The sequence below is a fragment of the Curtobacterium sp. MCPF17_001 genome, from assembly GCF_003234615.1.
GTDB lineage: Bacteria > Actinomycetota > Actinomycetes > Actinomycetales > Microbacteriaceae > Curtobacterium.
Genome location: NZ_QKSL01000009.1, coordinates 1 through 24,278 on the forward strand (window position 1 = coordinate 1; position 24,278 = coordinate 24,278).

The 24,278-nt window shown below is 71.8% G+C and carries 23 protein-coding genes; 9 read left to right on the forward strand and 14 right to left on the reverse strand.

The genetic code is table 11. The annotated features are described in order from the left end of the window. Positions 1-152 precede the first annotated feature (152 nt). From DEJ24_RS09745 to DEJ24_RS09760, 4 genes are read right to left on the reverse strand one after another with little or no spacing between them, the layout of a single operon-like run. Positions 153-2,609, reverse strand: a complete 2,457-nt coding sequence (locus tag DEJ24_RS09745; protein ID WP_220036708.1) for a glycoside hydrolase family 3 N-terminal domain-containing protein — start codon at positions 2,607-2,609, stop codon at positions 153-155. Beyond that, positions 2,606-3,487, reverse strand: a complete 882-nt coding sequence (locus DEJ24_RS09750; RefSeq protein WP_110904899.1) for a carbohydrate ABC transporter permease — start codon at positions 3,485-3,487, stop codon at positions 2,606-2,608. Before DEJ24_RS09750 ends, DEJ24_RS09745 begins: the two co-directional genes overlap by 4 nt. Beyond that, positions 3,487-4,518: a carbohydrate ABC transporter permease gene (locus DEJ24_RS09755; protein WP_111043988.1), complete on the reverse strand. Its 1,032-nt coding sequence runs from the start codon at positions 4,516-4,518 to the stop codon at positions 3,487-3,489. The genes DEJ24_RS09750 and DEJ24_RS09755 overlap by 1 nt, the downstream gene beginning before the upstream one ends. A 2-nt stretch (positions 4,519-4,520) precedes the next feature. Further along, a complete protein-coding gene (locus DEJ24_RS09760) occupies positions 4,521-5,816 on the reverse strand; it encodes an ABC transporter substrate-binding protein (protein ID WP_111078466.1) in 1,296 nt (431 codons plus the stop codon). A 177-nt stretch (positions 5,817-5,993) separates the two neighbouring features. On the opposite strand from DEJ24_RS09760, the gene DEJ24_RS09765 reads away from it, so the two are divergent. The 4 genes from DEJ24_RS09765 to DEJ24_RS09780 all read left to right on the forward strand — a co-directional run bounded on the left by DEJ24_RS09765 (position 5,994) and on the right by DEJ24_RS09780 (position 11,509). Further along, complete coding sequence (locus tag DEJ24_RS09765) at positions 5,994-7,028, forward strand: LacI family DNA-binding transcriptional regulator (RefSeq protein WP_111078467.1); 1,035 nt, start codon at positions 5,994-5,996, stop codon at positions 7,026-7,028. Positions 7,029-7,582: 554 nt separating this feature from the next. Beyond that, positions 7,583-8,836, forward strand: coding sequence for an endo-1,4-beta-xylanase (locus tag DEJ24_RS09770; RefSeq protein ID WP_111078468.1), 1,254 nt, complete (start codon positions 7,583-7,585; stop codon positions 8,834-8,836). Between the two features lie 139 nt (positions 8,837-8,975). Next, the gene (locus DEJ24_RS09775) at positions 8,976-9,983 is read left to right on the forward strand and encodes a LacI family DNA-binding transcriptional regulator (RefSeq protein ID WP_111078577.1); all 1,008 of its coding nucleotides are present in this window, start codon (positions 8,976-8,978) and stop codon (positions 9,981-9,983) included. A gap of 50 nt (positions 9,984-10,033) precedes the next feature. Next, a complete protein-coding gene (locus DEJ24_RS09780) occupies positions 10,034-11,509 on the forward strand; it encodes a hypothetical protein (RefSeq protein WP_146245967.1) in 1,476 nt (491 codons plus the stop codon). Positions 11,510-11,527: 18 nt separating this feature from the next. On the opposite strand, the gene DEJ24_RS09785 is transcribed toward DEJ24_RS09780, so the two are convergent. From DEJ24_RS09785 to DEJ24_RS09800, 4 genes are read right to left on the reverse strand one after another with little or no spacing between them, the layout of a single operon-like run. Next, a complete protein-coding gene (locus DEJ24_RS09785; RefSeq protein ID WP_111078470.1) occupies positions 11,528-12,199 on the reverse strand; it encodes a DUF4166 domain-containing protein in 672 nt (223 codons plus the stop codon). Beyond that, positions 12,196-12,825, reverse strand: coding sequence for an SRPBCC family protein (locus DEJ24_RS09790; protein WP_111078471.1), 630 nt, complete (start codon positions 12,823-12,825; stop codon positions 12,196-12,198). The genes DEJ24_RS09785 and DEJ24_RS09790 overlap by 4 nt, the downstream gene beginning before the upstream one ends. A 52-nt stretch (positions 12,826-12,877) precedes the next feature. After that, positions 12,878-13,582, reverse strand: a complete 705-nt coding sequence (locus tag DEJ24_RS09795; protein ID WP_258366353.1) for a triacylglycerol lipase — start codon at positions 13,580-13,582, stop codon at positions 12,878-12,880. After that, positions 13,579-14,367 (reverse strand): alpha/beta fold hydrolase, encoded by a 789-nt coding sequence (locus tag DEJ24_RS09800; RefSeq protein ID WP_111078472.1) that lies wholly within the window; start codon positions 14,365-14,367, stop codon positions 13,579-13,581. The genes DEJ24_RS09795 and DEJ24_RS09800 overlap by 4 nt, the downstream gene beginning before the upstream one ends. 104 nt (positions 14,368-14,471) lie before the next feature. Here DEJ24_RS09800 and DEJ24_RS09805 point away from each other — a divergent pair, with 104 nt between their 5' ends. The 3 genes from DEJ24_RS09805 to DEJ24_RS09815 all read left to right on the forward strand — a co-directional run bounded on the left by DEJ24_RS09805 (position 14,472) and on the right by DEJ24_RS09815 (position 16,879). Further along, positions 14,472-14,864, forward strand: a complete 393-nt coding sequence (locus DEJ24_RS09805) for a hypothetical protein (RefSeq protein ID WP_111078473.1) — start codon at positions 14,472-14,474, stop codon at positions 14,862-14,864. A gap of 58 nt (positions 14,865-14,922) precedes the next feature. After that, entirely contained in the window at positions 14,923-15,480 is a 558-nt protein-coding gene (locus DEJ24_RS09810) for a dihydrofolate reductase family protein (RefSeq protein ID WP_111078474.1), read from the forward strand. Positions 15,481-15,580: 100 nt separating this feature from the next. Beyond that, positions 15,581-16,879: an NAD(P)/FAD-dependent oxidoreductase gene (locus DEJ24_RS09815; protein WP_110904906.1), complete on the forward strand. Its 1,299-nt coding sequence runs from the start codon at positions 15,581-15,583 to the stop codon at positions 16,877-16,879. Between the two features lie 97 nt (positions 16,880-16,976). Here the strand turns inward: DEJ24_RS09815 and DEJ24_RS09820 are convergent, their stop codons facing one another. After that, a complete protein-coding gene (locus DEJ24_RS09820; protein WP_258374779.1) occupies positions 16,977-17,915 on the reverse strand; it encodes an SDR family oxidoreductase in 939 nt (312 codons plus the stop codon). Between the two features lie 62 nt (positions 17,916-17,977). On the opposite strand from DEJ24_RS09820, the gene DEJ24_RS09825 reads away from it, so the two are divergent. Together DEJ24_RS09825 and DEJ24_RS09830 are read left to right on the forward strand one after the other, a co-directional pair. Next, entirely contained in the window at positions 17,978-18,553 is a 576-nt protein-coding gene (locus DEJ24_RS09825) for a TetR family transcriptional regulator (RefSeq protein WP_111078475.1), read from the forward strand. A gap of 59 nt (positions 18,554-18,612) precedes the next feature. Further along, on the forward strand, positions 18,613-19,815 hold the full coding sequence (locus tag DEJ24_RS09830; RefSeq protein ID WP_111078476.1) for an acyltransferase: 1,203 nt from the start codon (positions 18,613-18,615) through the stop codon (positions 19,813-19,815). Here DEJ24_RS09830 and DEJ24_RS09835 read toward each other — a convergent pair. The 5 genes from DEJ24_RS09835 to DEJ24_RS09855 all read right to left on the reverse strand — a co-directional run bounded on the left by DEJ24_RS09835 (position 19,812) and on the right by DEJ24_RS09855 (position 24,215). Continuing rightward, complete coding sequence (locus DEJ24_RS09835) at positions 19,812-20,243, reverse strand: DUF1801 domain-containing protein (protein ID WP_111078580.1); 432 nt, start codon at positions 20,241-20,243, stop codon at positions 19,812-19,814. The two genes, DEJ24_RS09830 and DEJ24_RS09835, sit on opposite strands and share 4 nt — an antisense overlap. A gap of 196 nt (positions 20,244-20,439) precedes the next feature. Further along, complete coding sequence (locus DEJ24_RS09840) at positions 20,440-21,468, reverse strand: DUF2382 domain-containing protein (RefSeq protein WP_111078477.1); 1,029 nt, start codon at positions 21,466-21,468, stop codon at positions 20,440-20,442. A gap of 68 nt (positions 21,469-21,536) precedes the next feature. Then, positions 21,537-22,334, reverse strand: a complete 798-nt coding sequence (locus tag DEJ24_RS09845) for a hypothetical protein (protein WP_181436574.1) — start codon at positions 22,332-22,334, stop codon at positions 21,537-21,539. A 118-nt stretch (positions 22,335-22,452) separates the two neighbouring features. Next, positions 22,453-23,691 carry an MFS transporter gene (locus tag DEJ24_RS09850; RefSeq protein ID WP_111078478.1) on the reverse strand — a complete coding sequence of 413 codons (1,239 nt, stop codon included), beginning with the start codon at positions 23,689-23,691 and terminating at the stop codon, positions 22,453-22,455. After that, complete coding sequence (locus tag DEJ24_RS09855) at positions 23,688-24,215, reverse strand: helix-turn-helix domain-containing protein (protein ID WP_110904887.1); 528 nt, start codon at positions 24,213-24,215, stop codon at positions 23,688-23,690. Before DEJ24_RS09855 ends, DEJ24_RS09850 begins: the two co-directional genes overlap by 4 nt. Between the last annotated feature and the right edge of the window lie 63 nt (positions 24,216-24,278).

Below are 24,278 nucleotides of genomic sequence, written 5' to 3' on the forward strand. Positions count from 1 at the left end.
CGTCCGTCGTGGGGGCGCCGCAGCCGCCCACTCCGCACCGCAGCCCCGCGCCGCCCCCACGACGGACGGGAGGCCCGTGACCAGCCGGTCACGGGCCTCCCGTCCGACGGCACCGCGCTCCCCCGCGGCGGCCGTCATCGGCCGGTTCCCCGTCAGCCGACGACCTCCCACGTGACGAGTCGCGCGTCCCGTGTGGTGACCTCGTGCACGGGTCCCTCGACCGCGAGGACCGCGCGCGGCGTCGCGGTACCCGGCAGGACCCGGACCGCGGTGGCGCGCTCGTTGACGATCACGCCACCGGTCGCGGTGTCGGCGTCCGCGACCGAGGCCGAGGCGGCCGCGTGCGAGCCGACCCAGACCTCCACGTCGCCGGGTTCCACGATCCGGACCATCCGCCGGTCGCTGAACGCGAGGCGGGTGGTGGGGACGGTGAAGGCGAGCCGCACGGACTCCCCTGCGTCGAGTTGGACGCGGGCGTACCCGAGCAACTGCACGACGGGTCGGGTGACCGATCCGGCCACGTCGTGCCCGAACAGCTGCACCACGTGGGCGCCGGCGACCGTCCCGGTGTTCGTGACGGTGACGCTCGCCGTGAAGGCCGAACCGGCCTGCACGGAGTCGTCGACGACCAGGTCCGAGTACCCGAACGACGCGTACGACAGACCGAACCCGAACGGCCGGACCGGGGTGGAGTCGGTCGCCGTGACGTCCGAGGGGCCACCGAGCGCCGGGTGCAGGTACGAGTACGGCTGCGCGCCCGCGGACCGCGGCAGCGACACTGGCAGCCGACCCGAGGGGTTCACCGCACCGGTGACGACGTCGGCGATCGCGAGTCCGCCGCCCTCGCCGGGGAAGAACGCCTGCAGGACGGCAGCCGGCCGCGGACCTTCGCCGTCGAGCGCCCAGCTGATGGCGTACGGACGGCCGGTGAGGAGCACCAGGACGACGGGCGTGCCGGTGGCGACCACGGCCTCCACCAGTTCGCGCTGCACGCCGGGCAGGTCGAGCGACTCGGAGTCGTTGCCCTCGCCGACGGTGCCGCGGCCGAACAGGCCGGCCTGGTCGCCGACGACGACGACGGCGAGCTCGGCGTCGGTGGCGGCGGAGACGGCAGTGGCGATGCCGGTCCGGTCCTCCCCCTCGACCGCGCAGCCCTCGACGACCCGGACCGATGCTCCGGTGAAGGCGTCGGTCAGTGCCTCGGCGACCGTCGGGATCGAGAACCCGAGCGGCAGCCCGGGGTGAGCGGCCAGGACGTGGTTCGCGAACGAGTAGCAGCCCTGCAGCGCCTCGGCGCGGTCCGCGTTCGGGCCGATGACCGCGACGGTGCCGGGGGTCCGTCGGACCGGCAGGACGCCGTCGTTGCCGAGCAGCACGATCGACTCCTCCGCGAGGCGACGGGCGAGCGCCTGGTGTCGGGGCGAGTCGAGGTCGACGCCGGTGGGCGGTTCGTCCTCGTACGCCTCGGGGTCGAGCAGACCGAGTGCTTCCTTCTGCGCGAGCGCACGGAGGACGGCCCGGTCGACGTACCCCTCGTCGAGCTGCCCCGAGCGCACCCGCTCCACCAGCGGGCGCAGGTACGCGTCCCCGGTCGGCAGTTCGACGTCGATGCCGGCCTCGAGCGCCAGTGCAGCGGCCTCGCCGCGGTCGCCGGCGACGGCGTGCATCACCTCGAGGAACGCGATCGCGAAGTAGTCGGCCACGACGACGCCGTCGAACCCGAGCTGTTCGCGGAGCACCCCGGTCAGGTACTCGGGGCTGGCGGCCATCGGGACGCCGTCGGTCTCGGTGTAGGAGTTCATGACCGAGCGGGCGTTGCCGTCGAGCAGCGCCATCTCGAACGGCGGCAGGAACACGTCCCGGATCTCACGGGGCCCGGCCGAGACGGGCGCGTGGTTGCGTCCGGCGCGGGAGGCCGAGTAGCCGAGGAAGTGCTTCAGCGTGGCGTGCACGCCAGCGTCCTGCAGACCCCGCACGTAGGCGGTGCCGACGGTGCCGACCAGGTACGGGTCCTCACCGATGCACTCGTCGACCCGGCCCCAGCGGGGGTCGCGGACGACGTCGAGCACCGGCGCGAGCCCCTGGTGGATGCCGAGCTCACGCATCGAGTCGCCGATCGCGCGGCCGACCTGTTCGACGAGCTCCGGGTCGAACGAAGCGCCCCACGCGAGCGGGGTCGGGAAGGTCGCGGCCTTCCAGGCGGCCAGTCCGGTGAGGCACTCCTCGTGCACGAGCGCGGGGATGCCCAGTCGGGTCTCCCGCTTGAGGCGACGCTGCTCCTGCCAGAGCCAGGCGGCCCGCTCCTCGGCGTCGACCGGGCGGGTGCCGTAGACGCGGGTGTAGTGCCCGATGCCGTCGCGGGTCACCTCCGGCAGGGTCGCCTGGGCGTCCTGCCCGGCTGCCATCTCGCCCTGCATGGGTGCCACGACGCCGTTCTGGTCGAGCCAGTAGCCGACGATCTGCGCCGCCTTCTCCTCGAGCGTCATCCGGGCGAGCAGGTCGCGGACGCGGTCGCTCACCTCGGGGACGGCCGGGAGGCCCGGGGCCGGGTCCGACAGGTCGGTGCGGACGGTGTCCACTGCCTGTCTCGGTTCGTTGGTGATCGTCATCCCTTGACCGCCCCGGTGAGACCGCCGACGATCCGGCGCTGGAAGATCGTGAAGAAGATCAGCGCGGGGATCATCGACATCGACGTGAAGGCGAGCACCTTGGCGGTGTCGACGGAGTACTGCGACGAGAACGCCTGCACGCCGAGCGGCAGCGTGTAGCTGCCCTCGTTGTTGAGGATGAACAGCGGCAGGATGTAGCTGTTCCAGCTGGCGATGAACGCCAGGATCCCGACGGTGACGACGCCCGGCAGGGACAGCGGCACGATCATCCGGAAGAAGAACCCGAGGCGGCTGGCACCGTCGATGGACGCTGCCTCCTCGAGCTCGTCGGGGATGGCCCGGAGGAACGGCACCAGGATGATGACCGTCGTGGGCAGGGCGAAGGCGATCTGCGGCAGGATCACGCCGGCCAGGCTGTTCGTCAGACCGAGGTCCTTGATGAGCAGGTACAGCGGCGTGATCGCGACGGTGATCGGGAACATCAGGCCTGCGGCGAACAGGGCGTACAGGGCGCCGCGGCCGGCGAACCGGTAGCGGGCCAGGATGTAGCTGACCATCAGGCCGAGCACGACGACACCGACGGTCGTCGCGATCGCACTGATCGCCGAGTTGCCGAGCTCCTGCCAGAAGATCGAACTGCCGAGGACCGAGCCGTAGTTGCCGAGCTCGAACGGGGCCGGCAGGCCGGCGGGGCTCGTGGTGATCTGCGAGTTCGTCCGGAAGCCGCCCAGCACGATGTACAGCACCGGGGCGAGGTTCGCGGCGACGAACAGGATCGCCACGACGTAGGTGAGCGGGTTGGCGCGACCGATGGCCGCGCTCGACCGGCGCTCCCGTGTCGCACGACGCCCGGGGGCGACGATGCTCGTGGTGGCCATCACTTCTTCCCTTCGGTGATCGCGCCCGCGGTGTCCCGGCGGAGCACGAATCGTTGGTAGATGAGCGCGACGGCCAGGGAGATGACGAACATCACGACGGCGACGGCGCTGCCGAAGCCGTAGTTCCCGGAGTTGCGGCCGTTGCCCACCATGTAGGTCGCCATGGTCGAGGTGCCTGCGGTGGAGGCGATGTACTGCCCCCAGATGATGTAGACGAGGTCGAACAGCTGCAGCGACCCGATGATCGACAGGAACGCCCAGATGCGGATGGTCGGGCCGAGCAGCGGCAGCGTGATGCGCCGCTGGATCTGCCAGTAGCCGGCACCGTCGATCGCGGCGGCCTCGAAGAGCTCCTCGGGGATGCTCTGCAGGCCGGCGAGGAACAGGATCACCGCGAAGCCGATGTACTTCCACGAGATGATCAGCAGCAGCGTCCAGATGGCGATGTCCGGGTTGGACAGCCAGTCGGCACGCAGACCGCCGAGTCCGATGGACTGGAGCATGTCGTTGACAGCGCCGTTCGACTGCAGCAGCAGGCTCCACCCGGTGCCGACGATGACCTCGGAGATCACGTACGGCACGAAGACCAGGACGCGGATGAGTCCGCGGCCGTGCATCTTCTGGTTGAGGAGCAGCGCGAGGACGATCGCGATCGGGCCCTGCAGCACGAGCGACAGGACGACGATGAAGCCGTTGTGCATGAGGACCGACCGGAAGGCCTGGTCCTGGAAGATGATGACGTAGTTCTGCAGCCCGACGAAGTCGGTGGGCGGGCCGTAGCCCTGCCACTTGAAGAACCCGTAGTACGCGGCCATGCCGACGGGCAGGATCACGAACGTGACGAAGACGATCACGGCGGGTCCGGCGAGGACGGCGATCTCGGCGCGCTTCCGCCAGTCCGCGAGCCGCTTGGCGGGCCGACGCCCGGCGGGGCGCGGTGCGCTGGACGCACCGCTCCCCGCCGTCGTTGACCCCGAGGCGCGGTCCGACCCGGTGGTCGGGTTCGTGCCGAGCGAGGTGTCGAGGGTCATGGTCAGCCCTTGGCCGCAGCCTGGTTGGTGGTGGTGACGATGTCCTTGGCGGTGCCCTTGTCGGCGAGGACGTCGACGACGCTGGTGTTCAGCGCGTTGCCGACGTTCTGGCCGTAGAGGGTGTCGAGGTACTGCGACACGAACGGGGCGTCCTTGTACGCGGCGAGCGCGGTCTTCAGGTACGACTCCGACACGACGGACTGGGCGTCCTGGTTGACGGGGATCGCCTGGAAGGCCTTGTAGTAGCCCTCCTGGTTGTCCTTCTGCACGATGAAGTTGAGGAAGTCCGTGCAGGCCTTCTTCGGAGCCTTCGCGGTGCAGGAGTAGCCGTCGACGCCACCCATCATCGACTTCGCGTCACCCTTGCCACCGGAGACGGCCGGGAACGGGAACCAGCCGAGGTCCGGCAGCGGCTTGGCGTCCGGGGTCAGCGAGGAGATCACGCCCGGGTCCCACGCGCCCATGAGTTCCATGGCCGCCTTGTGGTTGGCGAGGAGACCAGCGGAGCTGCCGGCGCCCTGCTGTGCGGCGGTGGTGAGGAAGCCCTGGTTGAACGGCTTGGTGTCGTTGAAGGCCTCGAGGTCCTTGCCGGCCTTGGTCCAGCAGGCGTTGTCGAACTTCAGCGACTCCGCGGCGCCGGTCAGGGTCTTCTCGCTGCAGGCGCGGAGGGCGAAGTTGTAGTACCAGTGCGCGGCCGGCCAGGCGTCCTTCGCACCGACGGCGACCGGGTCGACGCCGGAGTCCTTGAGCTTGGCGATGTCGTCGTTCAGCTCGTCCATCGTGGTGGGCGTGCCGTCGATGCCGGCCTTCTCGAACAGGTCCTTCGAGTACCAGATGCCCTCGGGGAGCACGGCGACGGGCATGGCGTAGGTGCCGTCCTTCGCGTCGTAGCCCGAGAAGGTGCCGGCGCTGATGGACTTCTTGGCGTCCGCGCTGATCGAGTCCTTGATGTCGAGCAGCTGCCCGGCGTTGATCATCGCGTTGAGCTTGCCGCCACCGCGCTGCAGGAACACGTCGGGGCCGTCGCCGGAGTTGAGCGCGGTCTGGAGCTTGCCGTCCAGGTCCTCGTTCTGGATGGCCTGGATCTTGATCGTGACGTTCGGGTTCTTCGCCTCGAACGCCTTGACCGTGTCCGCCCAGTAGGCCTTGCCCGGCCCGGTGGTGGAGTTGTGCCAGAAGGTCATCGTGACCTTGCCGTTGCCGTCGTCTGCGGCTCCGCCGCTTGAGCAGCCCGTGGCGAGCAGTGCGGTGCCGGCTGCGATGGCGATGGCCGCCGCGAACCTGTTCTTCCTCGTCATTGTGGAGTCCCTCGGTAGTCGTCGTTGACATGCGACCGCGAGGCCGCACGGAGAGCATGCCTGGCGCTCGAACGGCTTGTCAATCGATTTCGATAACGATTTCTGTCCGGTGCGCCACGCGGCACGAAGTTCGTTCATCGGCACGGAACGGGGCCCGGGGACGAGTACGGTGTCGACGTGGATGCCATCGCCCGTCCTGCTCCCCTGCCGGGGCGGACCACCATCAGCGATGTCGCGCGAGCCGCCGGTGTCTCCGTCCCGACCGTGTCGAAGGTGATCAACGGACGCGATGGTGTCGCCGCCGCCACGTCGCAGCGGGTGATGGCCGTGATCGAGTCCCTCGGGTACGAGAGTTCCCTGGTCGCACGCAGTCTGCGCCGCAGCCGGACCGACGTGATCGGCATCCTGGTCACCGAGTTCGAGCCGTTCTCCACCGAGTTGCTCAAGGGCATCTCGTCCGCTGCCGACGGCACCGGGTACGAGCTCCTCGCCTACGCCGGACTCGTCAGCGGCGAGGCCCGACCCGGCTGGGAGCGCCGGTCCCTCTCCCGCCTGGCCGGCACACTGATCGACGGTGCGATCGTCGTCACCCCCACCACCCTGATGGCGAGCACCCCCATCCCCGTCGTCTCGATCGACCCGCACACCGGGCCCGAGGGCCACGCCGCGATCGACTCGGACAACGTCGGCGGTGCCCGGGCGGCCACGGAGCACCTCATCGCCCTGGGTCACCGCCGGATCGCCCACATCCGCGGGCGTGCCGACCTGGCCTCGGCCGAACTCCGCGAGATCGGGTACCGACAGTCACTCGAGGCCGCGGGCATCCCCTTCGACCCCGACCTGGTGCGGGTCGGCGACTACCAGACCGCTGCCACCGCCGAGGTCGCCCGCGGACTGCTCGCACGCCACGACCGACCGACCGCGGTCTTCGCGGCGAACGACAGCTCGGCGATCGGGGTGCTGCAGGTCGCCGGGGAACTCGGGCTCCGGGTGCCGCAGGACCTGTCCGTCGTGGGCTTCGACGACGTCCCCCAGGCCGCGAACGCCACTCCCCCGCTGACCACGGTCGCGCAGCCACTGCACGACCTCGGCGCCGAGGCGCTCCGGATGCTGCTCGAGCTCCTCGGCGGCCGCGACGTGCCGGCGCACGTGCAGCTGCCGGCGTCGCTCGTGGTCCGGGCGAGCACGGCTCCGCCCCCACCCGGATCCTAAGGCGCGAGCCGCCGGCGTCTCCGCCAGACGGCGGCGTCTCCGCGGGACGGCGGCGTCTCCGCGGGACGCCGCCAACCGTCCGAGACGCCCCCGAACTCCGCGGCGTCTCGCCAACTCGGCGGCGCGTCGCATACTCGGAGGCGTCGGACGGGAGGCACAGTGCCAGCCCGCCCCACGCCTCCCGTCCGCCTCGCGAGACGCCGGCGGCGGCGCGAGACGCCACCTCCCCGGCGAAACACCGCCACTCCCGGCGGCGTCTCGCCAACTCGACGGCGTCTCGCCCACTCGGCGACGTCGGACGGGAGGCACAGTGCCAGCCCGCCCCACGCCTCCCGTCCGCCCCGCGAGACGGCGGCGTCTCCGCGAGACGCCGCCAACTGTCCGAGACGCCGCCGAACTCCGCGCCGTCTCGGACAGTTGGGGCGTCTCGCGCAGACGGGGAGTCTCGCGCACTCGGCCACGCAGGCACGCAGGCACGCGGCCACGCAGCCACTCTCGCGCGTGGCGGGCGGACCTGATAAGTTCCCGCTCACAACAAATACGGGAGGCCGTCGATGGCGACGCACCAGGACACAGCACACCGGACCGGCGAGGCCCTCGTCACCGTGCTCGACGCGGACGGCACACCCCGGGCGGGAACCGAGGTCGTCGTGGAACAGCAGCGCCACGCGTTCGGGTTCGGCAACATCGGGTTCGACTTCGTCGGCCTCGCGAACGGTGACGCGCCCGACGAACACGACCCGGACGGGGACCCCGGCACGCCCGAGCTCGCCGACCTCTGGCTCGACGTGTTCAACACCGCGACGCTGCCCTTCTACTGGGGCCGCTTCGAGCCGGAGCGCGGCCGCCCCGACACCGAGCGACTGCAGCGGACTGCCGCCTGGTTCCGAGACCGCGGTGTCGCGACGAAGGGACACCCGCTGGTCTGGCACACCGTGCAGCCGGACTGGTTGCTCGGGTTGGACACGGACGAGGTCGAGCGTCTCCAGCGGGAGCGGATCCGCCGTGAGGTGCGCGACTTCACCGGCCTCGTCGACACCTGGGACGCGATCAACGAGGTCGTGATCATGCCGCACTTCGCGAACGGCGACAACGGCATCACCCCCCTCGCCCTGGCCCGCGGCCGGCTCGCGATGATCCGGATGGCCGTCGACGAGGCACGCGCCACCAACCCCGCCGTCACACTGCTGCTCAACGACTTCGACCTGTCGGACGCGTACGAGTGCCTGATCGAGGGCGTCCTCGAGGCCGGCATCCGCATCGACGCCATCGGGCTGCAGACCCACATGCACCAGGGGTACTGGGGCGAGGACACCATGCTCGCGATGGTCGACCGCTTCGCCCGGTACGGTCTGCCGCTGCACCTGACCGAGACCTCCCTCGTGTCCGGCGACCTGATGCCCGCGCACATCGTCGACCTCAACGACCACCGGGTGGACTCGTGGCCGTCAACGCCCGAGGGGGAAGCACGTCAGGCCGACGAACTCGAACGGCACTACCGCAGCCTGGTCGGGCACCCCGCCGTCGAGGCGATCACCTACTGGGGCATCACCGACCAGGGTGCCTGGCTCAACGCCCCGATCGGGCTCGTGCGGGCGGACGGCACACCGAAGCCCGCCTACGACGCACTCCGTCGGCTGGTGAAGGACGAGTGGTGGACCGGGCCGACGACCCTCCGTACCGACGAGTCAGGACAGGCGTCGTTCCGCGGGTTCCGTGGCGACTACGCGGTCCGTGCCGGCAGCGCGGAGGCGACACTCACGATCGGTCGGGACACGCCGACAGAACTCCGGCTGACGACGGACTGACCGTCCCGCCGTGCGGGCGGGACCGCCGTCGGACGGGAGGCGCGTGACCGGTCGGGACGCGCCTCCCGTCCGGCAGATGGCCGGGTCTGACGCGCGACGACCCGCCGATCGCATGCGCCCCGCGCGCTACGGTGCTGTCATGCGCGCCACCGTGCGGGACGTGGCCGCCCTCGCCGGGGTGTCCCCCAAGACCGTCTCCAACGTCGTCAACGGCGGGGTCGTCGTGCGCCCGGAGACCCGTGCCCGGGTCGAAGCCGCGGTCATCGAACTCGGCTACGTGCCGAACCTGTCCGCTCGGGGCCTGCGGAACGGCCGGACCGGGGCGATCGCCGTGACGCTGCCGGAGCTCGCGAGTGCGTACTCGGCCGACCTCGCACGGTGGTTCGTGGTCCTGGCGCACGACCGCGGTCTCGTCGTGCAGCTCGAACAGACCGCGACCGACCCGGAGCGGGAACGCGACCTGGTCTCGCGGGCGCGGGCGCACCTGGTCGACGGGCTCGTCCTCAACCCGGTGTCGCTCGACGCCAGCACCCTCGCGAACACCGACGGCCTGCCGCCGACCGTCGTGATCGGGGAGGTCGAACCGGAGCACGTCGACCAGGTGCACGTCGACAGCCGGGCGGCTGCGCGCGAGGTCACGACGATGCTCCTCGACCGCGGACACCGGCGGATCGCGATCGTCGGTGCCGAGCGGGGCGACGTCGTCACCGCCACCGCACGGACGCGGCAGCTCGGGCACGAGGACGCGCTGGCCGCACGGCGTGTCCCCGTCGACCCGACGCTCCGTGTCCCGCTGCCGGAGTGGACGACGCCGGCCGCGGCACGGACGTTCGGCGAGTGGCTGGACCGGAACCCGCTGCCCGACGCGGTGTTCGCGTTCACGGACTCGATCGCGTTCGGGGTGCTGCACGTCCTGGCCAGCCGGGGCGTCCGGGTGCCGGAGCAGGTGAGCGTCGTCGGGTTCGACGACGTCGACCAGGCCGCGTTCGCGGTCCCCGCGCTGACGACGGTGTCGTTCGACCGGCGGGCGTTCGCGGGCGCGGCGCTCGACCTGCTCGAACGACGGATCGAGGACCGGGAGGCACCGGTCCGGACCGTCGTCGTGCCGCACCGGATCGTCGAGCGCGCGAGCGTCGCGACGCGGTGAAGGCGCGGTCGGGGCGGCAGGTCCGAGACCCGGCCGCTAGCGTCGTCGACGTGACCGATGAGCCCGGACTTCCCGCCCCCCTCGACCCGCTCGACCCGCTCGACGCCGTCGCGGTCGGAGCGGTGACGATCGTCCCGGACACGAACAGGCCGGTGGCCGCCGTGGTGCGGGGTGACGAGTTCCGACGCTGGCTGACCTGGCCGACGGCATCCCTGCCGGTGGTCGCCGTCGAACGGACCGACATCCGGGCGATCCCGTCCGGCATGTGGGTCGTCTACGAGGCGGAGAACCTGGAGCAGTCGTCCCGGACGGCCGTGTTCCTGTCACCCGAGCAGCCGCCGCGGTCCGTGGAACTCGGCGACCGGCGAACGATCGGGGTCGACGCCGAGGGGCTGTGGGTCGGCGATCCCCGCGACGCCTCGTTCTGGACGTCGGGGACGGGTGGCACGGACGAGGACGACGACATGTCCCGGATCGACCCGGAGACGCTCGAGTGGGCCGAGGCGGCACCGTTCTGGCCCGACCGTGACGCGTGGACCGAGCCGGACGACGAAGACGAAGACCGTGCCGGGACCGACGACAGTGACAGTGACAGTGACAGTGACAGTGACAGTGACAGTGACAGTGACAGTGACGACGACGACCAGACGATGGTCGGCACTGCCAGCCAGTGGACGGTCCGGTTCGGCCACCCGCTGGGCGGCGACGACGACCAGGACGACGACGCGGACGGCGACGGTCCGGTCAGCACTCCCCTGCCGACCCCCCCGACCGAGATCGTCCGCGTCACCCCGGCTGACGAACGCACCACGGTGCAGGTCGACCACCTGGTCGACGCCGTCTCGATCGAGGACGGCCGGATGACCCTGCGCTTCCACCCCGCCGGTCCCCGACAGGTCGAGGTGCCGTTCGGCGAACGCGGGCCCTGGCGCAGCTGGGACACCGTGTACGAGGCGCGCGAGGTGGTCATCGACGTCGCAGCGGGCATCCCGTCGGTCGTCGTCACCGAGGACCACACCTCCGAGCCGGCTGCGGACGAGGACGCCGGAGCGGACCTCGAGGAACTCGAGGCGGTGTGGTCGGCTGAGGACGCCGCGCTCCAGGCCCGACGCGCGCCCTGGATCGGGCGACTCGACCTGACGGGGGTGAGCGGAGCCTCCTGGCAGACGCCGGAACCGGACCCGGAGACGGTCGAGCGCAGTGTCGCGGCGGTCCGCGAGCAGCTCGCGGGGCTCAGCGAACCGAGCATCATGTGGTCGGCCGACACCGATACCGTCACCCGGGTGCGGAGCGACTACCGCTCGGTGCAGGTGGACGTCGAGAGGTCGTGGCCGGACACCGAGGTGGTCGTGTCGTTCGAACACACGGCGGTGCCGTTCCTGCGGCTCCGCAGGCGTCTCCGGGTCTTCGACGACGCCGGGTACCCGATCGACCGGCAGTACGTCACGGTCCACCTGGAGGAGGACATCGCGACCGGCCACATCGCGTCCCGGCGCGCGGCGGTCGACGGCGTCCTCGACATCTGAGCACGCTCCGGCTGACGCCTACGTCCGCGCCTCGGTCCGCCGCGGCTTCAACCGCTCGGGAGCGTCCGTCGCCGGCACCCACTCGCAGGTGAACGACCCGCGGTACCCGAAGAGGAACCCCAACAGCCGGTTGTGCACCTCGAGGTCGACGTGGAAGGACCGGTCCTCGTCCGACCACCACTCGTGCAGGGTCGCCCGGCCGCTGAACAGCATCGGGAACCGGAACGAGAACGGCCCCTCGTGGAACCGCTGCGCGTCCGAGGTCAGGACCAGCCCACCACGCTCGTCGACGGCCAGGTCGAGGTCCACCGCCAGGTGCTGGTGCGAGCCGAGGTAGTCGAGCACCCGACCGTCGACGAGCACCATCGTCGCGTCGAACCGTGCGGTGCGCCCGGACCGCACGCTGTAGGTCCGGACGAACGTGACGGTCTCACGGCCGAGGACGTCGCGGTAGGGGTAGTTCTCGATGGTGAACGGGACGCCGTTCCCGACGTCGGGCACCAGGATGTTGCGGAGCCGACCGATCTGCAGGAACGGCACCGTCCACCACGGACCTCGGCGGATCGACTGCATGGTGCCGTGGCCGACGCACGCCTCAGCGGCGTCGAGTCCGACGCCGAACCGTCGCTGCATCATCGGGTGGAGCCGGTCGAAGTCGGCGCCGAGCGCCTCCTGGAACACCGAGGTCATGACGTTCCTCCGGGTCGGGCCAGCGTCGCCAGGGTCGCCGGGGCGTCCCGCAGGTGGTCGGCGCGACGGGTCCCGCCGACCGGTGCGCGGCGCGTCCGGGAGGCCCGTGGCCGGTCCCGGCGCCACACCGCCAGGACGCTGGTGAGCGGCCAGGCCTCCGGTTCGGCCCCGCCCTCGAGCCAGACGCGGAGGCGGTCGAAACTCCACGCGGTCGCCCACCCGAGGAGCGGTCGGACGACGAGGTCGAGCGGTCCCCACCCGGAGTCGTAGTCGTACCCGGTGATGAACCGCGTCCGTCCGTCGTCGGTCGGCACGTACCGCCAGTAGCCCCGCCCGGTGCGGATCGGAGAGAGTCCGTCGTCGGTGGCGAAGCGCAGCGCCGAGGTGCGCGTGCCGTCGTCACGCAGTCGCTCGCCGATGGAGATGCCGGTGCCGTGCACGTCGTGGAGGGCCGAGCGTCGGACGTAGGTGAAGCGAGCGGCTCCGTCCGTGTCGGCCGGCTCTGGCACGATCTCCGAGAACCGGACGTCCCAGCGGACGTGCTGCCGGGGGTCCTGCGTGGCGGCCCACACTGCGTCGACGTCGGCGTCGATCAGCGTCTCGACGTAGATGCTCCGGCTGGCCACGGGGCTGAGCGTAGTGCCGGCCCGAGCGCCACCACCAGCGGCAGCGACGCCGTCAGTCGCCGTCCGCCGCCCGCAGCACGGCGGCCGCGGTGCGCCGGTCGGCGAGGATCCGGAAGTGGCCGCCGAGGTCCAGCCGCACGTTCTCCGCCCCGGCGAGCTCACTGCCGCCGGGGATGAGCGTGTCGAAGACCGCGTAGACCGAGGTGATCCGGGTGTTCGCGTCGAGCTCCCGCGCGAGGCCCGCGAGCACCGGGTCGGCGGCGCGGAACACCCGGAGGTGTCGGACGGGTGCCAGGACGGCGTACTTCGACCCGGCGAACGGCGTCGACACCGCCACCATCCGGTCGATGCGGCCGTGCGGGTCCAGTCGGGTCATGGCGTACTTGCCGATCAGGCCGCCCTTGCTGTGCGCGAGGACGAGCACCCGGTGCAAGTCGTGCTCGTCGAGGTAGGCCATCACCTCCTCCGCCGAGACGGGCACCGGCTTGAGGTTGTGCCGGAGGACGGTGAGCACGTGCACCGGGTGGCCGCGGTCGTGGAGCACGTCCATCAGGGGGCGCATGAAGTGCCACGTCTCGTAGACGCCGGGGATCACGATCACGGCCTGCCGGTCGCCGGAGCGGTAGTCGTCGGCGGTCGTGGGCCCGAGACTCCTGACCTGCCACACCACGGCGTACACCCAGTCGAGGAGCGCCCATCGCGCACGACGCACCAGTCCGACCCGGACCGGGCTCGTCCCGGCGGTCGCGCCGGTCACAGGGGGACGCCGTCCCGGGTCGCCTCCAGGGTCTGGACGCGACGGAACTCGTCGACGAGACGGGCGACGGCGACGGGCTGGTGTTCCTGCACGTGGTGGGGCCCGGGGAGCTCGACGAGCGCGCCCGCGTCCGCGGCGGCCACGAGCCGTTCCACCCAGTCGTGCTTGGCGATGGGGTCCTGCTCGCCGCGGATCACGAGCACCGGCACGGTCAGGGCCCGGACGCTGTCGAGCATCCGGAAGTCCCGCATGGGCAGGAGTTCCCGGGCGTACTGCGGGATGCTCCGGAGGTAGTCCCCGAAGACGATGACGTTCATCCGGAGGCCCTCGATCGCGCAGTCGAGCAGGAGCTGCGCACCCAGACGCGGCAGCGAGCGCCGCCGGTCGTCGACGACCGGCCCGACCAGGACCACGGAGTTGACGACGTCGGGGTGGCGGAGGGCGGCGGCGACGGCGATCTGCGTGCCCATCGACTGCCCCATCACGACCAGGTCGCTGATGCCACGAGCGGTGACCGCGCGGACGACGAGGTCGGCGTACTCGTCCACCTGGAACCTGCGCCCGGCACGGGTCAGTCCACCGAACCCGGGCAGGTCGACCGAGACGGTCCGGTGCGTCTGCGAGAGCAGTGTCTGCACCCGGAGGAACGACCGGTGGGACATGCCGATGCCGTGCACCAGGACGATGGTCGGAGCGAGGGCGTCCCGGACGCGTCCTGCCGGGGCGAGGGTGCGCAAGCGCACGGGGTGTCCGTCGATCCGGACGGTCTCGACGAGAGCACGCATCCCCTGAGACTAGGCGGCTCACCACCCGCTGCCTGTGAACGATCCGCAGCGGGGAGTCAGCACCGTCTTCGACTCCTGCAAGGTCGACGCGGTGCACTGCTCTCATGACCGACACGAACCCCTCCGGACGGCGCCCCGACGACTGGTCGGCTGCCCCGGCACCCGCCCCCACCGGCCCGACCGCGGGCACCGTCACCGCCGCCCCGCAGTCGGGCCCCGACAGCGCTCGTCCCGCTCCCGCCGGGACGCACCCCGCTCCCCCGGCCTGGTCCGGCACCCCCGCTCCGGCACCGACCGGACGGACCACACCGCGACCGCCGTGGTTCTGGCCGATCGTGGCGGTGGCCGTCGGTCTCGCAGCACTGCTCGTCGGCGGCGGCGTCGGCTTCGCGGTCGGCCACGCGGTCGGCGGAGCGCACGGCGGCGCGTCGTTCTCCGGCCCCGGCTTCGGCCCCCGCGGCCAGACCGACAGTGGGACGGACGGCAGCGGCAACTGACCGCGGCGCGGGCGCAGGCCCTGGTGCTCCGACTCCGGCCAGCGCTACGCTCGCGCCCATGCGCAAGGTCACAGCGGGGCTCTTCACCTCGGTCGACGGTGTCGTGCAGGACCCGTACGAGTTCCAGTACGACAGCTTCGACGACGAACTCGGCGCGGGCATGACCGCGTGGATGGACGCCACCGACACCGTGCTGCTCGGCCGGAACAGCTACCTGGAGTGGTCGGAGTGGTGGCCCGCCCACCCGGAGGACCCCTTCGGCCAGTGGATCAACCCGATCGAGAAGCACGTGGCATCCACCACCCTCGGCGACGACCTGGCGTGGGAGAACAGCACGCGCATCACCGGCGACGTCCCCACTTTCGTCCGCGAGCTGCAGCAGCGTGACGGAGCGGACATCGCCGTGTGCGGGAGCGTCACCCTGGTGCGCAGCCTGCTCTTCGCCGGGGTGCTCGACGAACTGCAGCTGATGATCCACCCGGCCGTCGCCGGCCGCGGTCGGAAGCTGTTCGAGCCGACCGACCCGCCCACGCGCCTCCGGCTGGTCGCGAACTCCGTGACGAGCAAGGGCAACGTCCTGAGCACCTACGGGCGGTACGCCGAGTCGGCGGCCTGAAGCCGCGCCTCCCGGCCGTCAGCCACAGGGGTGGACGGCGGGTGCGCGCGATCGGCGTACCCTTCTGGGTGGCCCAGACCGCACGAAACCGGAGCTCACCATGCCGCAGGACACCCGCCCGCACGTCGTCATCGTCGGCGGTGGATTCGCCGGGATCGCCGCCATGCGTGAGCTGAAGGACGCTCCGGTCCGGGTCACGCTCGTCGACCGCCACGTCTACAACATGTTCCAGCCGCTCATGTACCAGGTGGCGACCGGCGGCCTGAACGCGGGTGACGTGACGTACTTCCTCCGCAGCCTGCGTGCCCGGCAGTCGAACGCCGACTTCCGCCACGGTCTGCTCACCGGCATCCGGCACGACGAGCGGATCGCCGAGATGTCGGACGGCGAGCACCTGCACTACGACTACCTGATCCTGGCCAACGGCGTGAACACGAGCTACTTCGGGACGCCCGGCGCCTACGAGTACGCGTACTCGATGTACTCCCGCTCGCAGGCACTCCGCATCCGTGACGAGCTGTTCACGCGCCTGGAGCAGGCCGCGGCGAAGCAGGGTCCGGACGAGATCCGCGTCGTCATCGTCGGTGGCGGTGCGACCGGTGTCGAGATGGCGGGGGCACTCGCGGAACTCCGCGACCAGGCGCTGGTCGGTGCGTACCCGGAGATCGAACGCGGCAACATCTCGATCACGCTCGTGCACCGCAGCGGCGAGCTCCTCAAGCCGTTCGCCCCGCGACTGCGCCGGTACGCGGCGAAGATCCTGCTGAAGCGCGGCGTCGTCCTGCGGCTGAACTCCGGTGTCGAGGAGGTCATGCCCGACGGCGTCCGCCTGGCCGGCGGCGAGGTCATCCCCGCCTCGCAGGTGATCTGGGCGACGGGTGTGTCGGCACACAAGGAGGTCGGCAACTGGGGGCTGCCGCAGACCCACGGCGGCCGCATCCAGGTGAACGACGACCTCAGCGTGAAGGGCGTGGACCGTGTCTTCTCGGCCGGCGACATCGCCGCGCAGGACGACGCGCTCGCGCAGCTCGCGCAGCCGGCGCTGCAGGGCGGCAAGCACGTCGCCGAGCAGATCAAGCGTCGCCTGGCCGGCAAGCCGACCGAACGGTTCAAGTACTTCGACAAGGGCACGATGGCGACGATCGGCACGAACGCCGCGGTCGCCCAACTGCGTGGTGGCATCACGATGGTCGGCCCCGTGGCCTGGGCGGCGTGGGTGTTCGTCCACATCACCAGCCTGCTCGGCAACGGCAACCGCATGTCGACGCTGACCCACTTCTTCGTCCGCTACGTGTGGTTCATGCGGAAGCGCTCGATCCCGATCGTCGGCGACGTCCGTCCGGTCCGCCCGAACGGCGACCGCGAGCCGGAGCCCTGGCAGCTGCAGAAGGCGGAGTAGCCGCCACGCGATGACAGACGTCGCCACATGACGGACGGGAGGCTCCCCACCGGACCGGTGGGGAGCCTCCCGTCTGTCACGTGGTCGGGCGGGACCGTCAGCCGCGCGGCGCCGTGTACGCGCCGTCGGCGATGTCGTCGAGCAGCGTCGGCCCGGTCGGCTGCCAGCCGAGGAGCTCGCGTGTCGCGGTCGACGAGGCAGCCATCGGCATGCCGTAGAACGGGGCGAGGAAGCCGAAGTGGTCGATCGCGTCGGCGGCCTCGACCGAGGTGACCGGCACACCGAGGGCGTCCCCGATCGCCTGCGCGATGTCGCGGGTGGGGACGGCGTCCTCGGCGGTGACGTGCATCCGGGTGCCCGCGGGGGCGCTCTCGAGGCCGAGCCGGACCAGTCGAGCGGCGTCGGTGCGGTGCACCGCGGCCCAGCCGTTCGTCCCCTCGCCGATCATCGCGGCGACCCCGTGGCGCCGCGCCGCCGCGGTGAGCAGCGCGACGAACCCGTGGTCGCCGTGCCCGTGCACGGTCGGGGCGAACCGCGCGATCACGGTGCGCACGCCCTGGTCGACGAAGTCGAGCGCGCGGTTCTCACTGCCGCCGCGCATGGCCTGCGGACCGACGAAGGGGTTCGGGTCGTCCTCGATGGCGGGGCGGTCGGCGGTGAGTCCAGCAACGCCGGAGGCGACGACGAACGGCCGGTCACTGCCGACGAGGACCCCGCCGAGGGTCTCGACCGCGGCACGCTCGGCGGCGTTGGTCTCCTCCGGGTGTGCCCAGTCGTGCTTGTTGGCGAGGTGGACGACCCCGTCGGCGGCTTCGGCTCCGCGACGCAGGGCCGCGAGGTCGTCGAGGTCGCCGCGGAGGACCTCGGCGCCCTTCCCCTGGACGGACGCGGCGGCTGCGTCCGACCGGACGAGCCCGGTGACGCGGTGGCCGGCGGCGAGGAGCTCGTCGACGGTGGCGGAGCCGATCCAGCCGGAGGCTCCGGTGACGAACACGTGCATGGTGGTGCCCTTCTCGATGATGTCAGTTGCTGACATCAGGAACCGTACACCCGATGGCAGCGGCTGTCATCACCGTCATCGCTCGGTAGACTCCGGGCATGGCGAGATGGCAACCCGGGACGCGGCAGCGACTGCAGGGGACCGCGCTGCAGCTGTTCCTCGACCGCGGCTTCGAGACCACCACGGTCGCCGACATCGCCCGTGCCGCCCAGGTCACCGAACGCACCTTCTTCCGGCACTTCGCCGACAAGCGCGAGGTCCTGTTCGCCGGCCAGGACGACTTCCTGCAGATGTTCGTCGGCCCGATCCAGGAGGCCCCGGCCGGCACTCCGCCGCTCGAACTCGTGGCGCGGGCGCTGGCGGGCGCCGGAGCGTTCTTCCCCGAGGACCGCCGCGAGTGGTCCCGCGCCCGCCAGCGGGTGATCGACGCCGAACCAGCGCTCGGCGAACGGGAGCTGGCGAAGCTGTCCGGCCTCGGCACCCGGCTCGCCGAGCTCCTCCGCGACCGCGACGTCCCGGAGCCGGCCGCGACCCTCGTGGCCCAGTCCGGCGTGACCGTGTTCCACCTGGCGTTCGCGCAGTGGATCTCCCCGGGCGAGACGCGGACGATGCCCGACCTGGCGACCGAACGGCTGGAGGCCCTGGCGAGCACGCTGGGTCGACAGCACGCCTGACCGCTGGGTGACCGGAGCGCACTGAGCCCGTTCTTGGACTCCCGGAGCACACTGGCGGGATGACCCGGACCGCAGCCCCGGCGCCAGCCCGGAGGACCGTCCCCGAGGCGGGGACCCCGGCCGTCCCGACCGGTACGGCCTCACCCGCTCCGCTCGTGCACCGCGCCCTGGCCCTCGACGGCCTGCGCACGGTCGCGATCGTCATCGTGGTCCTCTACCACCTGCACGTGCCGCAGTTCGAGGGCGGGTGGATCGGCGTGACCGTCTTCTTCGTGCTCTCCGGGTACCTGATTACCACGCTGCTCCTCGGTGAACGTCGGAAGACCGGCATGATCCGGCTCGGGTCGTTCTGGTGGAAGCGGCTGCTCCGGCTCTACCCGGCGCTCCTCGCACTCGTGGTCGCCGGGCTGCTGCTCTGGAACTGGGTCGGGGACTACAAGGGTGCTTCGTTCTCGGCCGGCGAGGCCGCGTTCATCGCCCTGACCTACACCGGCAACCTCTACCGGTCGTTCTGGGACACCACGCAGGGCGTCTTCGCGCACACGTGGAGCCTGTCGATGGAGGAGCAGTTCTACCTGGTCTGGCCGCCGGTGCTCGTGCTCCTGTTCGCCCTGGGACGACGCCGGCGCACGCTGGTCACCGGCCTGTCCGCCGTGGTCGTCGGCGCCTCGGCAGCAGCCTGGCTGAGCTACCGCACGCCCTCAGGGGGATCGACCCCGGACGTGTACTTCTCGCCCGTGCTCGGCGTCGTCCCGCTCGCCACGGGGTGCCTGCTCGCGCTGCTGCTCGACGACGAGCGCTTCCGTTCGTTCGCCTCAGGTCTCGCCGGACACATCGGTACCTGGGCCGGTGCGGCTGCGGTCCTCGGCGTGCAGTTCTGGATCGACGACGACTGGACCGAGCACGCCTGGACCTTCGGGCTGCTCATGCCGGTCACCGGGGTCTTCGCCGCGGTGCTCATCGGCGGCCTGGTCTCGGTCCGCACCCCGGTGTCGGCGGCGCTCTCCTGGACCCCCGTCGCCTGGTTCGGCCGCCGGGTCTCGTACTCCGCGTACCTCTGGCACCCGCTCGTCATCGCGCTGCTCGGCACGTTCGCGATCGGCTGGTTCGGCGACGTCTGGCTCTTCGCCGCCGCGGTCGTGGTGTCGATCGGCGCGGCCTACGCGGTCGAGGTCCCCGTCGAGAAGCTCCGCGCCCGCACCCGGGAGGCCCACCGCCTGGTCACCGAGGACCGGGCCGCGCGGAGCGCCGCCACGAGCTAACGCCGGCGACCGGCCTGGCGTCGGGTGTGGTTGTGCTCGATCGCCCGACGGACGAGCGCCTGCAACGCCGGGACGTCGACGGGGTCACCGGCGGAGTACTTGATCGCGCGGCGCTGGTTGCCGCCGAGCTCGTCGTTGAAGAGACCGTCCGGGTCGTCGAGGGACGCGCCGTACATGAAGCCGAGCTTCACGGCCTGCTTGAAGACGTTGCCGACGACGAGGATGCCGTCGAGCTCCCACACCGGGGCACCGCGCCACTTCCACGTCTCCTCGATCGCGGGATCGACGGCCAACACCGCGGCGCGGGCGTCGGCGAGGACCGCACCGCGCCAGTCCGGGTGCGCCGCGATCATCGCGTCGATGTGCTGCGCGGGCGTCAGCTCGCCCGCTGGTGGCTCATCGGTCTGGGGCGCATCCGTCTCGGCCATGCGCACACGGTAGTGCCCCGGACAGATCGGAGACCGCGTCGTGCGTTCCGGTGGAACCACGGACGGGAGGCTCCCACCCGACACGGCCGTCCCGCCGCTGGCGCGGCGGGACGGTGTCGGCCGGAGGGGGCCCGGGTGCCGACCGGCACTGGGCCTCCCGTCCGGTCGCGGACCGGACCGCAGTGGTCCTGACGGTTCAGCGGCGGGTGTCGCCGTCCTGGTCGAGGTCGATCTCCTCGTGCGCGACGTCCTCAGACACCTGCTGCTGCTCGGTGACGGTCTCGGTGCCGAGGCGGACGCGCTCGACCGGGACGGTCTCCTTGTCGACGACGACGCGCTCCTCGCTGAGGGTCACCTCGTGCTCCTCCTCGGACAGGTCCGGGCCGTCGGTCGCAGCACCGACGTTGCCGTCGGTGATCGGCTCGGTCTCGACGCGGAGTTCCTCGTGCTGCACCGGCACGGTGACGTTCTGCTGCTCCGTCACGACGTGCTTGCGGAGACGGGCGCGGCCCGTCTGGACGCGCTGCGTGCCGACGTCGAGGCGCTGCTCCGACCGGGTCATCGCATCGTCGGTGTCCGGCCCCGACGTGTCGTGCCCGGCGGACGCGGTCGTGTCGTGCCCGGCGGACGCGGTCGTGTCGGTCACGCCACGGTCGGTGTCCGTCGTGTCGCGGCCGGTGACCGTATCGCTGTCGGCGACGCCTGCCGCGTCCGCGGTGGTGTCGTACCCGGCCGCTCCGGCCACGCGGTCGTCGGTGGCGGGGAGGTCACGTCCGGACGTGTCGCCGGTGTGGTGCGGACCTGCGGCAGCGGGGTCGGTCGGGGTCAGGTCGGGGTCGACGCCGATCGTGCCGTCGTCCGCGCCCGTGTCGGTGCTCGTGCCGTCGCCGGTGCCGGTCGTGCCCGCGGCACCGCTGCCGAGGCCGTAGTGGTCGAAGATCCGGTCCTGCTCGTCGTCGCTCAGGTCGCCGTCGGCGTCGATGCGCGGGGCGTCCTTGATGCGGTCCTTGTCGTAGGCCACCCGGAGTTCGTCACCGGTCAGGTCGGCGCCCTCGAGCGGGACGAAGGACTCCGACGTGCCGAAGAGCCCCGTCGAGACGCTGGCGAAGAGGGGGTGCCCGTCCTCGTTGTCGACGTAGACCTGCTTGACGGTGCCGACCTTCTGGCCGTCCGGGTCGATGACCTTGGCGCCGAAGACGCTGTTGATGGTGTTCGTGTCGATCATGGTCGTTCCTTCCGTTCGTGCTGTGGGGTTGTGGACGCGGGCGTTCCCCGGGTGGTCGGAGCCGGACGTCAGCGACCGAGGCCGACGCGGTCGACCTTGCGGTGGTACCGCATGCCGGCCAGCCCACCGAGGACGGCGCCGACCAGGCTGATCACCGCGACCAGGACGACGGTGATGATGCCCGTGACGGTCAGGGTGCCCTCGTCGACGGGGATGCGCGGGAAGCTGTTGAGGTTCCCGAGCACGTTGAACTGGCTGCCGGCGACGGCGGTGACGATCGCCACCACGATCGCGATGACGACCGCCCAGATCCACACCGCGACACCCTGCTTGGCCCCGGAGAAGCGCGCCATCCGGCCGGCGACGTAGCCACCGGCGACGTAGGCGACGAACAGGATCACCGCGAGGGCGATGGCGCCGACGATGCCGACGACGTCGCCGTTCTTCGTGACGTCCTTCGCGGCACTGTCGACGTCACCGGCGTTCTGGCCGAGGCCGACGCCCGCGCCGACCGCGGTGAGCACCGCCGTGAGGATGACGGCGGTACCGGTGGCGGTGAGCCAGCCGAAGAACGCCGAGCCCCATTTGAAGCCGGCGAACTCGTCCTTCTCGCGCTCCAGGACGCTCTCGCGCTGGGTCGGACCGCGGTCGGCGCGGGCGGCGCCGCCGCCGACGGCCGTTGCCGCTGCCCCGTCCCGGGTCCCGTCGTTCCGGGTCCCTTGGTTCCGGGCCCCGTCCGGTCCGTCCTGGTCGTGTGCCGGGACGGCGTGCGAGGCTTCGCCGTCACGGTGCGCTCCCTCCGGACCGGTGCCGTCGCTCGCTCCGGCGTGACGGACGGGCCGGGTGTCGTCGTCGGGTGTGCTCATGGCTGCCTCCTGGCGTGGTGCTCGTGCTGGTGTTCGATCCGCCCGGTACGGAACACCGGAGCGGGTGGGAGCGCGGGCAGACGACGACGGCCGTGCGGTTCGCGGACAGTCCCGCGGATCAGGCCGGAGGAGCCTCCTGGACCGTGACGCGGCGGACGCTCGGGGTGACGGCGGCGACCACGGTGGCGACCACGATGAGCACCGCGCAGCCGAGCAGGGTCGGCGTGGTCCCGACGGTGTGCGCGAGCGGTCCGACGAGCGCCTCGCCGAACGGCACGGCGACGACCGACCCGACGGCGTCGTACGAGTAGACCCGGGCCAGGACGTCCCGCGGCACGTTGGTCTGCAGGGACTGGTCCCAGGCGATCGAGAAGACCTCGATCGCGGCCCCGGCGACGGCGAACGACACGATCAAGGCCGGGACGGAGGGACGGAGCGCCAGGGCGAGGACCGGTACCGCCGCGACGACCATCAGCGCCACACCGATGCCGAGTGCGTGCCGGGGGTGCCACCGGAGGGCGATCACCGCGCCGACCGCCAGTCCGACCGACAGCGCGGCGACGACGAGCCCCCAGGCCGCCCGGCCGAACGAGGCGTCCGCGACGACGGGCCCGAGCACCGCGGTCGCACCGACGAAGGCGGCGTTGAGCACGGCGAACTGCAGGACGACGATCCAGACCCAGCGGCGGCCGACGAACTCATGCCATCCTTCGCGGAGGTCCGCGACGACCGAGGTGCGCTCGGACCGATCGGCCTCGGCCCGCCCGCGCGGCAGTCGCATGCGGGCGAAGAGGACCGCGGCGACGGCGAAGCCCGCTGCGTCGACGGCGAGCCCCCACCCCGGTCCCACCACCGCCACGAGTCCCGCACCGGCCGACGCTCCGAGGATGCTCCCGCCGTTGAGCCCGAGCCGGAGCAGGGCGTTCGCCGGCCGGAGCTGCGCTCCGGGCACGGTGTCCGGCACCAGCGCCCCGGCCGCGGGCAGGCTGACGGCCGCGACAGCCCCGTTCAGGACGCTCAGCACCACCAGTGACGGGATGCTCGCCGTCCCGGAGATGACGAGCGCGGCCACCGCCGCCTGCGTGACGGCCGCCGCCGACGACGTCCCGACCAGGACCACGTCGCGGGGCAACCGGTCCGCGATCACCCCACCGAAGAGCAGGACCGCGACGTTCGCGACCGAGCGGGCCGCCACGACGAGGCCCAGGTCCGCGGCAGACCCGGTGAGGTCGAGCACCGCGAACGCCAGGGCGATCGGGGCGACCGCGTTGCCGAGGATGCTCGTCGTCCGCGCTGCCAGGAGCCACCGGAAGGGCGCGGAACGCAGCGGACCGAGCCGGTCGACCGTGGTGCTCACGAGCGGCGGAGGGGGAACAGGGCGGCCGTGACCGACACCGGACGCGTGCCGGGTGTCCGCGGCGGACGGGCAGCCGCGTGCAGGATCGCGGACGCCTGGCCGATGTGCTGCACCACACGACGCCAGGTCTCCGGGTCGACCCACAGTTCGGCGTCGGTCGAGACGCCGGGACCGTCGACCTGGTCGCGGGCGCGTCGGCGGAGCTCCTCGGCGACGGCGTCGAGGTACACCAGCCGGTCCTCGGCCGCCTCGGGGTCGAGCGGATGCACCTCGTGGGCGTCGAACGGCACCGAGGAGGCCTCGTGTCGGTAGCGCTTCGCCTCGCCACCCCGCAGTCGGACGACCTCGACGACCCGGACGAGCCCGGCCCGCTCGAGGACCCGGAGGTGGTAGCTCGCGGTCGCCTGGGACAGCCCGAGTTCCCGTCCGGCCTCCGCGGCGCTCATCGCGACGCCCGTCAGCAGGGACAGCAGTCGCAGGCGGATGGGGTGCGCGGTCGCGCGGAGTTCGTCGATCGTGGACACGGAGGCATCGTGGCAGTCGGGGGTCGGCACCGTCAAAAGGCTCTTCGGGGGTCGGGATCCGCA